This is a genomic window from Mucilaginibacter rubeus (assembly GCF_003286415.2).
GTDB classification, from domain to species: Bacteria; Bacteroidota; Bacteroidia; order Sphingobacteriales; family Sphingobacteriaceae; genus Mucilaginibacter; species Mucilaginibacter rubeus_A.
Genome location: NZ_CP043450.1, coordinates 3,883,341 through 3,896,282, shown reverse-complemented (window position 1 = coordinate 3,896,282; position 12,942 = coordinate 3,883,341). Strand labels below are relative to the sequence as shown.

Annotated in this window: 8 protein-coding genes; all 8 read left to right on the top strand. The window is 44.3% G+C overall.

Features of this window, described 5'->3' with window-relative positions; translation table 11 throughout:
- Window positions 1-220: 220 nt before the first annotated feature.
- The 8 genes from DEO27_RS15320 (at window position 221) to DEO27_RS15285 (ending at window position 12,821) form a co-directional block, all read left to right on the top strand.
- Entirely contained in the window at window positions 221-787 is a 567-nt protein-coding gene (locus tag DEO27_RS15320; RefSeq protein WP_112573876.1) for an RNA polymerase sigma factor, read from the top strand.
- Window positions 788-867: 80 nt separating this feature from the next.
- Window positions 868-1,884: a FecR family protein gene (locus DEO27_RS15315; RefSeq protein WP_112573875.1), complete on the top strand. Its 1,017-nt coding sequence runs from the start codon at window positions 868-870 to the stop codon at window positions 1,882-1,884.
- A gap of 110 nt (window positions 1,885-1,994) precedes the next feature.
- Window positions 1,995-5,447, top strand: a complete 3,453-nt coding sequence (locus DEO27_RS15310) for a SusC/RagA family TonB-linked outer membrane protein (protein ID WP_112573874.1) — start codon at window positions 1,995-1,997, stop codon at window positions 5,445-5,447.
- Window positions 5,448-5,458: 11 nt separating this feature from the next.
- Complete coding sequence (locus tag DEO27_RS15305) at window positions 5,459-6,949, top strand: SusD/RagB family nutrient-binding outer membrane lipoprotein (RefSeq protein ID WP_112573873.1); 1,491 nt, start codon at window positions 5,459-5,461, stop codon at window positions 6,947-6,949.
- A 31-nt stretch (window positions 6,950-6,980) separates the two neighbouring features.
- Entirely contained in the window at window positions 6,981-8,483 is a 1,503-nt protein-coding gene (locus tag DEO27_RS15300; protein ID WP_112573872.1) for a DUF5689 domain-containing protein, read from the top strand.
- A 270-nt stretch (window positions 8,484-8,753) separates the two neighbouring features.
- Entirely contained in the window at window positions 8,754-10,169 is a 1,416-nt protein-coding gene (locus DEO27_RS15295; RefSeq protein WP_112573871.1) for a calcineurin-like phosphoesterase C-terminal domain-containing protein, read from the top strand.
- 61 nt (window positions 10,170-10,230) lie between these two features.
- Window positions 10,231-11,061 (top strand): glycerophosphodiester phosphodiesterase, encoded by an 831-nt coding sequence (locus DEO27_RS15290; RefSeq protein WP_223817952.1) that lies wholly within the window; start codon window positions 10,231-10,233, stop codon window positions 11,059-11,061.
- Between the two features lie 359 nt (window positions 11,062-11,420).
- Complete coding sequence (locus DEO27_RS15285; RefSeq protein WP_112574007.1) at window positions 11,421-12,821, top strand: alpha-L-fucosidase; 1,401 nt, start codon at window positions 11,421-11,423, stop codon at window positions 12,819-12,821.
- The last annotated feature ends 121 nt before the right edge of the window (window positions 12,822-12,942 follow it).

The window sequence follows — 12,942 nt, the reverse complement described above, 5'->3', positions numbered from 1 at the left end:
CAGATCGGGGATTGCTTCGTGCCTCGCAATGACGCTTTTATATTAATGTCGCATCAGAGATTCTCGTAGATGCCTCTGAATATACAGGAAGTAAAAAAGCTTCGTGTCTTTACAGCAATGACGCTTTTATATCTTTTGCCAACCATTTCTGCTGTTTTGCAGCATGTTAACATTATCCTAACATAGCCTCCTTACATTTGAGCCAAAACAACTCTTTGGCATGTATCCTGCACTTACTGATGAAGCGTTGATGGGGCTTTTGCAACAAAGCGATCCTGTTGCCCTTGAAACACTTTTTAATCGTTATTACAAAACCTTATGCCAGCTGTGCACGGTGTATACTAAAGACTATACCATTGCCGAAGAGATCACGGCTAACCTTTTCATCAAACTTTGGGATAACCGCGATACCGCTATCCTTAACGTAAAAAGTTACCTGTTTGTCGCTGCTAAAAACCTTTCTTTAAATCATATCCAAAAAAAGAAAGATCCGGTACATTCCATCGAAGATATTAATCTGCAGGATTATGTATTGAAAGACAGGGATAACCCCTTCAAAATCCTTTCGGGCCGCGAATCGTACAATAAAATTTTAAGCCTTATTGATACCCTGCCAGCCAGTCAGAGGCAGGTGCTGCTCATGAGCCGGATCGATAACCTCGACAAAAACGAAATAGCCAAAGTGCTCGGTATTTCGGTGCGCACGGTTGAAACTACACTTTACCAATCAATAAAAAAACTTCGTCAGCTGTTAAAAGGGCAGCACAATTTCACTTCTGAGGGTTAATGATTTCTTAATGTAAACTTAACTCATTTCGCTACGTATCGGCTACGTAAAATCGGTCTTTAAGTTCGGAGACAGATTTAATGGAAGATAATAGCTATCGCTTAATAGTTGAATATTTTGAAAAGACCATCAGCGATGATGGCTTAACGCAGTTACAGGAGTGGATTGAGGAAAGCCCGGAAAATCTTGCCCAGTTCAGCGAAACCATCCAGATCCTGGAAGCATCTAAAGCATACTTTAAACAGCCCGAACATGCCGAAAGCAGCTGGGCTAAGATCAGTGCGCATATAACCCAAGCTCAGATATCTGCAAAAAAACAAACTCCTAAATTCAACTGGATAGCTTATGCTGCCGCCTGTCTGCTTATTTGTGCTACCGGCTGGCTTGGTTACAGGTATTTTAACCAGTCACCGGCTTTAATTTATGAAGAGATCAGCAATGCCGATGGTAAACATTCTAAAATTATGCTGCCCGATGGTTCGATAGTCTACCTCGGCGGCGGCAGTAAATTTAAATATGCCAAAAACTTCGATGGCGAAAAGCGCGATGTAACGCTTGATGGCGAAGCTTTTTTTGATGTTGTTCATAAAGCCAACCCCTTTGTAGTAAAAAGCGGTGATATCACTACCGTGGTATTGGGCACATCATTTAATGTCAGGGCCTATTTAGCCGAGCATAAGGTAGCAGTAACTGTACAAAGCGGTAAAGTTGGCGTAATGGCCAGCGTACATGGAAAACCTCAACTGGTTAAATACCTCGTGAAGGATGAGGCGATCAGCATCAATACCCAAAATGGCATCTACACTTTTAACAATACCGATGCATCCGCGGTAAGCTCGTGGATCAATAACGAATTTGTTTTTTACAATACAACTTACAGGGAGATAGCTGCGTCGCTTGAGCATCATTATGGTGTTAAGATCAGGTTTACAGAACAGGACCTTGGCAATGTGAGGCTTACGGCAAAATTAAGGGGAATGACATTGTCAGATGCCATGGAAACTTTAAGCGCGCTATCCGGATTAGGCTATACGCAAAAAGGCGATCAGCTATTTATTTCAAACAATAATCAAAAAGGAGGGAGTATAATGAAATAGTATTTACCCGGCTATTGGTAAAAGCCTGGATGTTGCTGGTAACAACCCCAGGCTTCAGAATTTTGACAATTTAAACTCACGGTTAGACAAGTATAAATTAAAGTAAATATATGAAAAAGTTATGGTTATTAACCATGCTGTTCTTTTTACAATTGCTTTTTGGCGGCATAAACGCTGAAGCTCAAACAGTAACAAACAAAAGGATCACCTTTGGTGCCGAGGGCACTATGCTCAGGGATGCCTTTCAGCAAATTGAAAAATTAAGCGATATCTCTATCAGCTACAACAATAGCCTGCTTGATGATAAGCGCAAAGTAAACATAACAAAAGCAGACCGCTCTTTAGGCGAAACTCTTGACCTGCTTTTAAAAGGCACCACCTGCACCTACAGGGCAGCAGGCGAACGTAATATCCTCATCATTGCAAAAACACAGGATAGGGGTAGCATTAAAGGGAAAGTGGTTGATGAAAAAGGGCAGCCACTTCCCGGTGCTACTGTAAAGATACCCGGAGCAGGGGCGACCACGATTAGTGGAATCGACGGTGCATACACATTAAATGTTGTGCCGGGTTCTTATACTGTTGAAGCAAGCTTCATCTCTTACGAAACTAAAAGGATTCAGAATGTAAGTGTTAGCTCAAATGCAAATACTGCTTTAAGCATCACGCTTAACCCGGCCGATAATAAACTTAATGAGGTTGTAGTAACAGCGCTTGGTATAAAAAGAGAAGATAAAAGTTTGGGTTATTCGGCACCGGTTATTAAAGGCGATCAGTTAACCAGCGCCCTTTCGGGTAACTGGACTGATGCTTTATCTGGCAAGGTAGCCGGGTTAAACCTGATCCGTTCAAACAGTGGCCCGGCGGGATCAAACAAAATAATTCTTCGTGGTGAAAGCAACCTTACAGGTGATAACGAAGCCTTGATAGTGGTTGACGGTGTGGTAATTAACCAGGGCAGCGGCAGGCGTACAAGCAATTCCGGCGAATCGGCCTATGGTACCAGCAGCGATAACATGCCGGCAGATTACGGCAGTAACCTGAATGATATCAACCCTGAAGATATTGAAACAGTAACTGTGTTGAAAGGGCCGGGTGCTGCAGCACTTTATGGTCAGCGTGGCGCCAACGGTGCTATTATCATCACCACCAAATCGGGTAAAAAGCATAGTGGTTTAGGTATTACCTTTAACTCAAACGCAAGCCTTGAAAGCGTAAACCGCTGGCCGGACCTTCAGTATGAGTACGGACAAGGCACAGCCGGTTCCCGTTATTACTCTTTCGGTGCAGGTCCTGATGGTGCCAGCACCAGCGCAACAAGCTCTGCTTACGGCCCCAAATTTGATGGTCAGCTTTTTTATCAGCTTGATCCGGTTACCCAAAAGCAAGGCACAACACGTACGCCATGGGTACCATACAAAAATCAGATCCGCGATTTTTTTGATGTAGGGCAAACTTTTACCAACTCGGTAAGCGTTGATGGCGGCAGCGATAAAACAACGGCCCGTTTCTCGGCAACCAACGTTACCAATCACTGGATAACCCCAAATACAGGTTACACCCGTAACAGCATCGCTTTATCGGTTAACTCAAAAATCAATGATAAGTTAACCATCAGCGCAAAAGTAAATTACAATAATAAAAACAGCGATAACTTACCTGGCGCGGGCTATGGTAACCAATCGCTGATGTACTGGTTTATTTTCTGGCAGCCTAATGCCGATTTAAACTGGTTAAAAAACTATTGGAGAAACGGCCAGGAAGGTAAAACCATATTTTATCCTTTCAGCTCGTTCCCTGAAAACCCTTACGCTGTATCGTACGAGTTTATCAACAAATCGAACCGTAACTCGGTTACCGGTAACGTTGAGGCGCTTTACAATGTTACGAAAGAATTTAGTGTACAGGTACGTGCTACTTTAGATATGGGTTATGAGCAGCGTGCACAACAGCGCCCATATGACGCGGGTACCAAATACCCTAAAGGTTCATTCCGCACTCAAAATATTTATTCGGAAGAACAAGGTGCCGATTTCCTGTTGAAATACAACAAGAAAATAACCCATGATGTTAATATAACTGCCACTGCCGGTGGTAGCATGCTGCGCAATAATTATAACCGCGATGAGGTACGTGCCGACTCGCTGGTATATCCTGGTGTATATTCAATGGCTAACAATGCCGGTCCGTTGGTTACGCTGCCATATAAATCAAAATATGCTATCAACAGCTTTTACGGCTTGTTATCTACATCTTTTAAAGATTATTTATATGTGGATTTAACAGCCCGTCAGGACTGGATCAGTACATTGGCTACCGCAAATCGTACCGATCAGGTTGGATTCTTTTATCCATCTGCAAGTATGAGCTTTTTGCCGTCTGAAGCATTTAAGCTGCCTAAATTTATTGATTATGCAAAAGTAAGGGCCTCACTTGCCGGTGTGGGTAGCGGTACAACAAACCCTTATCAAACAACATTTAATTATGTAACTGCAGGTAGCACCTATGCCGGCGGTCTGCAAAATCCACGTACACTGTCAAACCCTGATTTGAAACCACTACGCACAACAACACTTGAGGTTGGTGCCGAAATGAGGATGTTCAGCAATCGCTTAGGTTTTGATATCGCTTTATACACAGGTAATACTAAAAACCAGATCCTGAGCCGTACTGTCGATCAATCGTCGGGTTATAGCCAGGCGGTTATTAACGTGGGTAAGGTAAACAACAAAGGTATCGAGATTTCATTGAATGGAACGCCTATACGCAAAGCCAACGTATTTAGCTGGAATATTACCGCTACATTCAGTGCCAATAAAAACACCATTGAACAGCTTGCCGATAGCGCCGTAGTATTGCGTAACGGCCCTACCGGTGGCGGCCAGATTGTGGCGCGTGTAGGTGGTAGCATGGGCGATATGTATGGTCGCGGTTATTTACGCTCTCCTGATGGGCAAATCGTATATGACGCGGCTACAGGTTTTGCCAAACTATCAGATAACCTGGTTTATTTGGGCAATACCATTCCTAAATGGAAGGCAAGCATGGGGCACGATTTCAGATATAAGCAATTTAACCTGCACCTGTTGTTTGATGCGCAGGTTGGCGGCGTATCATACTCGCTATCAAACTACAAACTGGCCGAGCAGGGTAAAACTACGCTTACCTTACCGGGCCGTTACAACGGCATCATAGGTAAAGGTGTGATCCAAAATCCTGACGGAAGTTACAGGCCAAACGATGTTATAGCCACAGATATTGACGGTTATTACCGCTCGCACTATGGTATCGATAATGCCGAAGGCAATACGTTCTCTACCAACTTCCTGAAATTCCGCGAAGCAAGGTTTGATTATTCACTAAGTCCGCGTTTGGTTAAACGCCTTGGTTTAACGCGCGCTACTGTAGGTGTGTACGGTCGTGACCTGTACATCTGGACTAAGTGGCCAATCTTCGACCCTGAATTTGGTACACTTTCGGGCAGCGACATTGTACAGGGCTTTGAGATTGCCCAGTTCCCCTCAACCCGCACATTTGGTTTTAACATAGTTATTGGCATTTAATAATTAACAATATGAAAAGGAACGGATATATACTTATATCGATGATGATGTTGTTCGTTAGCATAATGTCGTCATGTAAAAAAGATTTTATTGAGCTTAATACCGACCCTAACGGTACGCCTAACGCCCTGCCGCAGCAATTGCTGGCGCCTGCGCTGGTAAATACTTTGGGTACCAATATGCTGCGCGCACGTAATTTTAATAACGAGCTGATGCAGGTTACCGTTGATCCGGGCGATTCGGAAGGTAAGGTATTCAGGTACGATATCAAACGCACCTGGGCCGATGTTACCTGGAACGCCTGGTATACACAGTTAACCAACTTTAAAGATATTTATACCATTGCCAGCAAGGAAGTTACCTATAGCAAAAGCTATATGGGTATTTCGTTGATATGTCAGGCCTGGTTATATTCATTGCTTACGGATACCTATGGCGATGTGCCTTACTTCGATTCGAACAAAGGCAAGGACGGAAACTTTACGCCTAAGTTTGATAAACAAAAGGATATCTACCTGGATATCTTCAAAAACCTGGAAGCGGCAGACACCCTGCTTAACGCATCGGCTAACGTTGTTGCCGGTAGTGATCCTGTGTTTAACGGTAATGCTTTAAAATGGCGCAAGTTTGGTAACTCCCTTTACTTAAGGTTATTGTTAAGGGTATCTGGCAAGGCCGATGTTTCTGCCGATGTGATAGCCAAGATCAAACAAATTGTTGATACCAATCCGGATGCTTACCCTATCATGGGTAGTAACGATGATTCAGCAGTTTTAAGGTGGACGGGCTCAGGCGCGTTAACATCGCCATTTATAGGTGGTGTGCGCGAGCAGGACTGGAGACAACCTGGTGTTTGCGAGTTTTTTGTTAACAACCTGGCCAAATGGGCCGATCCGCGGTTAACAACCAATCGCTGGTCGATATCAAGCTACCAGGGCGGTATCCAGGGTATACCAAGCGGTTATGCTCCGGGTCAAAATATTGGTATCAAATCATACTTCCAGTCAACCACATCAACTACCACATTAATGAATGACCCATTGATGGGTAATATCATGAACTATTCGGAGCTGCAGTTTATTCTTGCGGAAGCCGCCGCTAAGGGATGGATAGCGGGTGACGCTGCTACGTACTATAAAAATGGCATTAAGGCGGGCATCACATTCTGGATCCCGACGGATGCCACATCAATAGATGCTTATTTAGCTGCTGCCGATATAGTTTGGGATAATGCGGGTCCGCTTGATGAGAAAATGGAGATGATCCATGTTCAAAAATATTACTCCATGTTCTATACCGATTTTGAGCAGTGGTTTGAGTATCGCCGTACCGGTCACCCGGTATTGCCAAAAGGTGCCGGTTTAAGGAACAATGGTATTATGCCTGCAAGGCTGCAATACCCGGTTTACGTACAATCAGCAAATCCTGATAGTTACAAAGCCGCAGTAGCCGCGCAAGGCGCCGATGAGATCAGTACACAGGTATGGTGGCAGAAACAATAATGAACCGGTTTTAAACTAAGATATCAATAAAATGAAAAAGATATATTTATTACTGGTGCTGGCAACAGCCGCTGTCAGTATGAATTCATGTAAAAAGAATAACTATGCCGAAGGGACGTTGAGCCCCATCATAGCTGTTGTTGACCTTCGCGGTATTTACAAAGGTTCGGATGTTGTGCTTAACAGCAACAACATGGGCGGTGCTAAGGAAATAGTAGGGGTGGTGATCTCAAACACTGCTGCTGGTAACTGCCCGGCCGGTGTATTGGTGGTACAAAACAATCGTCGTAATGCGATTAGGGGTATCGCTTTGGAAATAGGTAATTCCGCAGCTAATTACGTTCCAGGCGATTCGGTGGTAGTGCAGGTTAATGGCGCTACACTTACCAAAGTGAATGGCAGCATGCGCGTTAAAGGGCTTACTGAGGCGTCGGTAAACAAAGTTGCCGACAACAAGACTATCAAAGTACAGTCGGTACCGTCAGCTACATTGCTTGCTTCGCCCGATGTTTATGAAGAAACACTGGTTACCATAGCCAAGGCGGTAACCGACCCGGAGCCGCAACAGGGAGAAACCTACACAGGTGATAAAACTATTAATGATGGTTTTGGCAAAATTACCATGCACACCGAGGCTAACGCCAGTTTTGCGACAACTGAATTGCCATTTAGCGCTAATTTTAGCGGGATCCCTTTTGCAGTAACAGCAGGTACCGATACCAAAATGCAGCTTTGGCCACGCACTATCGATGATGTGTTTACGCTTGCAGCAACCAAGCCATCGCCAATTGTCATAACCGGTTATCTGACCAACCCTTCGGGCAGCGACGCTGATTATGAATACATCCAGTTCAAGGCCACTAAGGATATCGATTTTTCGGTAACCAACTATGCCGTAGTAACCTGTAATAACGCGGGTACAAACCCTGCGCCGGTAAATGGCTGGGCACAAGGCCTGGCAAAAACCTACAAGTTTAACCTTACATCGGGAACAGTTAAAAAAGGCCAGTTCTTTTATGTTGGCGGTAACAAAAATATCTGGGGCAAAGGCTCAACAGATATCAGCTCATCAAACTGGATTAATAGCACTATGTATGCCGAAGTGCCGGGTGCCGATTTTGGTAACGTAACTACAAACCTGCTGGCCAACAGTGGTAACGTTGCGGGTGTGGCCGTGTTTGCCGGTATAACCGTTAATGCTTCAAGTGTTCCGCTTGATGTGATCATGTATGGCGGTAGCGGTACTGTTTACTCGGCTGGTCCGCCGGAAATTGGTTACCGTATCACCAATACCGATTATTACAGCACCATTAACCCGGTAACACGTACCGAGCAGGGTTTTTATGGTGGCGGCTCAAATACATCAAAGCTACCGTTACCAACAGATGGTTTATTTAGCCAGTTGGGCGGTGTGTACGATGCGCTTACCGGCAGGTGGACAACCGGTAGGACGGTGACCAGCGTTCCGCTGACATTGACATCGCCGATTACTGCTATTGAAACAGCTACAGGTGTAACAACAATTCAAAATTAAACACAATAAAGGGCCAGTGATGAATTTATAGGTATAAAAGCCAGGGAATGTGCGATTCCCTCCCCTGGGAGGGTGTAGGGAGGGGGGCATCCGCAAGATCATTTGATCAGTAAGGCGGATAACCCCTCCCTGCCATCACACGTTTCCGTCGCGCCCCTCCCGAGGGAGGGAATTGAAAGCTTGTGACTACCTGCAATTTATTATCGAGCCTTTTTTTCATCCACATTTACCAAAGCTCAACACCCGTTTGAACTTTGAAAACATAACCCTATGAACAGAAGATCATTTTTACAGGGCGTAGGCCTTATAACCGGTGGCGCATTCATCTCGCTGCGTGCCAACGCGCTTACTCAAATATTAACAGGCGATACGGTAAAAGGCCGGGTTACAGCCGGAAAAAAAGGAATTAAAGGAGTAGTGATATCCGACGGTTTTTCGGTAGTGCTTACCGATGATAAGGGCAATTACGAACTTACACCGAATGAAAAAGCCAAAAGCATTTTCATGAGCACCCCATCGGGTTACGAGTTTAAAACCGATTATAATATTGCCAAACATTACGAAAAAATCGGAACCAGTTCGCATTTTGATTTTAAACTGGAGCCGCTAAAAGTTGATGATAATAATCATCATTTCATCATCTGGGCCGATCCGCAGGTTAAAAATAAAAAGGATGTTAAGCAAATGATGGATACTTCTGTCCCCGATACAATTGCCACCATCAAATCATTAGGTAAAAGCGCGCTGGTGCATGGTATTTGCGTAGGCGATATCGTTTGGGATAACCACGAACTTTTTCCGGACTACAACGAGGCTGTTGCTCAAATGGGAATCCCATTTTTCCAGGCCATTGGCAATCATGATATGGATTACCGCCAGGGCGGCGATGAAACATCGGACGTTACTTTCAAGCAGATCTACGGCCCAACCTATTACTCCTTTAACAGGGGAAAGGCCCATTATGTGGTATTGGATAACGTGCGTTACCTCGGTGTTGAACGGGAGTATGATGGATATATTACCGAAGATCAGTTAAGCTGGCTGGCAAAAGACCTGCAACATGTTAATAAAGACCAATTGCTGATCATCAACCTGCATATCCCGGTTTATAACCAGGTAAAAAACAATCAGGATTTTTATAAGGTGCTTAATGGTTTCAGTAACGTGCACATCATGTCGGGTCATACCCATTACCATGATAATAATATCACCAATGGTGTTTTTGAACACAATCACGGTACAGTATGCGGCGGCTGGTGGGCAGGCCCCATCTGTGTTGATGGTACGCCGCGCGGCTACGGCGTGTACTCTGTTAATGGTATCGAATTGAAATGGTACTATAAATCTACCGGTTTGCCTGCCGAAAACCAGATAAGCGTTTATGCCGAAAAACTAACCGATCAGATGCGCCTTATCGCTAATGTTTGGAACTATGACCCACAATGGAAGGTAGTGTATTATTTAGATGACAAACCGATGGGGGCCTTATCAAAAGAGCAGGGATATGATCCTTTATCGGTAAGTTTGTACAAGGGCGATCAGTTACCGGCAGGTCGTCATTTTGTGGAGCCGCATGAAACCGGGCACCTGTTTGTGGCGCACTTTGATCCCTCGGTTAAAAAGGTTAGGGTAGAGGCTACAGATCGTTTCGGAAATAAATATACAAGCGAATTAGATGCAAAATAAATTAAACATTGTTGCTGGAATAAGCCTTATCTTGTTATCAGGCTTTACGGTTGTTAAAAACATGGAATTTAAAAATGCCGATTATCCTTCGTTCAGTGCCGAAGCACATCGCGGCGGCAGGGGATTGATGCCTGAAAATACCATTCCGGCCATGAAGAACGGCATTGATCTTGGCGTTACCACGCTGGAGATGGATGCCCACATCACAGCCGATGGACAGGTGGTATTATCGCACGATGAATACATCAACCCACTGTTTTCGCTTACGCCTGATGGTAAGGAGATCAGCAACGAGGAAGGGAAAAACCTGATCCTGTATAAAATGAAGTATGAGGACCTAAAGAAATATGATGTCGGTTCTAAATTCTACAGCAAATTTCCCCGCCAGAAAAAGCTCAAAACCTATATGCCGCTATTGTCCGAATTGATCGATTCGGTACAGAACTATATTAAGGTAAATCATAAAAAGCCGGTTTTTTATAACATAGAAACCAAATGCTCACCTGCTGGTGATGGTATTTATAATCCTGGTCCGCAAGAGTTTGTAGATAAGCTGATGGCGGTACTGATCAAAAAGAAGATCCTGCCTTATGTGGTGATCCAGTCGTTTGATAAACGCACACTGCAGATCATCCACAAACAATATCCGGATGTACGCACATCCTATCTTATCGAAAACAAGAAATCGTTTGAAGATAATATGGCCGATCTGGGTTTTACACCTTTCATCCTAAGCCCGGCCTATAAACTGGTTAATGCCGATCTGGTAAAGAAATGCCACGATGCTAAAGTAAAAGTATTGCCATGGACGGTGAACACCAAAGAAGAAATTGAACAGCTTAAAACTTTGGGCGTAGATGGCGTAATTACCGATTACCCGGATTTGTATTAAGGGAAAAAATATGTCATTGCGAGCGCAGCGCGGCAATCGCACGGAAGCATAGCCGCTCTGTACAGTATGCGATTGCCGCGTCGCGCCGATGCTCATACCCGTTTTGCTCCTCGCAATGACATATTTTAATTTTCGCACTTCTTGCGCTTATTGCAAACGAGTGCAAGTTTAAACGCTGCGGCCAGAGGCCGCAAAATAGTTGCCACTCGGCTGGAGCCGAGCGGCGGCTAAAAATGACATATGGGTATCGACGCCAAATAAGCTGAATGTAATGTCAATTTCCGATAATCTAAACATTAAATTTAAGTGTGATATTGCGGTTGTTAAAACGTTTTATCAATTTAACCAACAACCCAATCATGTTTAAATTAAGAGCAATATGCTTTATAGCACTTTGTGCAGTTTCACTCTCACTAAAAGCACAAACACCCCAGCATCCTGTAAAACCGCTTGCCCAGCTTCAGCAGGAATTTGTCGACCTGCGTTTTGGTATGTTCATCCACTTTAACATTCCAACCTATATGGATCAGGACTGGGCAGATCCTGATGCTTTGCCAACCATCTTCAATCCAAAAAAACTGAACTGTGACCAGTGGGCAAAAGCGGCCAAATCTGCAAACATGACTTACGGTTGCATTACCACCAAGCACCACAGCGGTTTTTGTATCTGGGATACCAAAACAACCGATTATAACGTGATGAACAGTCCGCTGAAAAAGGATGTGGTTAAAGAATACACCGACGCGTTCAGGGCTAACGGTCTGAAAGTGTTCCTGTATTATTCTATACTGGATACCCACCACAGGTTAAGGCCAAACATGATCACGCCAAAGCATATTGATATGGTTAAAGCGCAGATCACCGAGCTGATGACCAAGTACGGCGAGATCTCGGCATTGATCATCGACGGCTGGGATGCCCCGTGGTCAAGGATTTCGTATGATGATGTTCCGTTTGAAGAGATCTACACCTTAGTAAAATCCTTGCAGCCTAACTGTTTGGTGATGGATCTAAACGGTGCCAAATACCCGGCCGAGGGCATGTACTATACCGATATCAAAACCTATGAAATGGGTGCAGGTCAGCGCGTATCAACCAAAGATAACCGTATGCCAGCCATTGCCTGTTTGCCGTTGCAGGCCAACTGGTTTTGGGAAACAAGCCACCCTGTAACCCCGGTTAAGGAGCCTGCTAAACTGGTTAATGATATCCTGAAACCATTAAACAATGTTGACTGTAATTTTATTCTGAACGTAGCACCAAACCGCGATGGCCTGTTTGATGATAACGCCCTTACCGCGCTTAAAGAGATTGGTAAGCTTTGGAAAAACGAAGGCCCGGTTGCAAAACTCTCTACATTGGATGCGCCTATCATTTCATCAAACATTGCTAAAAATCAGCCTGCAAGCTCAAGCTGGAGTGATGATTCGGCCATAATGGATTTTGCCAACGATGATGATTTTCATAGTTCATGGGTATCAAACCCAACGGTTAAAAATCCATGGTACGAGATCGACTTTAAGAAAGACCAGGCGCTGAACACCATCGTAATAGCTGAAGAAAAACCTAACATTTCACATTACCGTCTGGAGTATTACCTGAACGGAAGCTGGAAACCGTTGTTTGATGGTGAAAATGCCAGCAAGATCAAGGTACACCGTTTTGACAGGGTATGGGCCGGTAAGGTTCGGATCTCTGTCGATAAGGCCGATCACCAGGTATCGATAGCCGAATTCCAGGTTTATAACGAAAGAAGATAATACACTATAACTGACCTACTACTTACTAATGAAGACCCGCCCGCAAGGCGGGTTTTTCATTTACAATTAACCGTTTTGGATATAAAAATGCCAATAAGCATTATTTTTTATAACCGCCGCA

What these genes read in the sequence shown, in the direction of transcription:
- DEO27_RS15320 (WP_112573876.1), top strand. Translation starts at nt 221, where the DNA reads ATGTATCCTGCACTTACTGATGAAGCGTTGATGGGGCTTTTGCAACAA.
- DEO27_RS15315 (WP_112573875.1), top strand. Translation starts at nt 868, where the DNA reads ATGGAAGATAATAGCTATCGCTTAATAGTTGAATATTTTGAAAAGACC.
- DEO27_RS15310 (WP_112573874.1), top strand. Translation starts at nt 1,995, where the DNA reads ATGAAAAAGTTATGGTTATTAACCATGCTGTTCTTTTTACAATTGCTT.
- DEO27_RS15305 (WP_112573873.1), top strand. Translation starts at nt 5,459, where the DNA reads ATGAAAAGGAACGGATATATACTTATATCGATGATGATGTTGTTCGTT.
- DEO27_RS15300 (WP_112573872.1), top strand. Translation starts at nt 6,981, where the DNA reads ATGAAAAAGATATATTTATTACTGGTGCTGGCAACAGCCGCTGTCAGT.
- DEO27_RS15295 (WP_112573871.1), top strand. Translation starts at nt 8,754, where the DNA reads ATGAACAGAAGATCATTTTTACAGGGCGTAGGCCTTATAACCGGTGGC.
- DEO27_RS15290 (WP_223817952.1), top strand. Translation starts at nt 10,231, where the DNA reads ATGGAATTTAAAAATGCCGATTATCCTTCGTTCAGTGCCGAAGCACAT.
- DEO27_RS15285 (WP_112574007.1), top strand. Translation starts at nt 11,421, where the DNA reads ATGTTTAAATTAAGAGCAATATGCTTTATAGCACTTTGTGCAGTTTCA.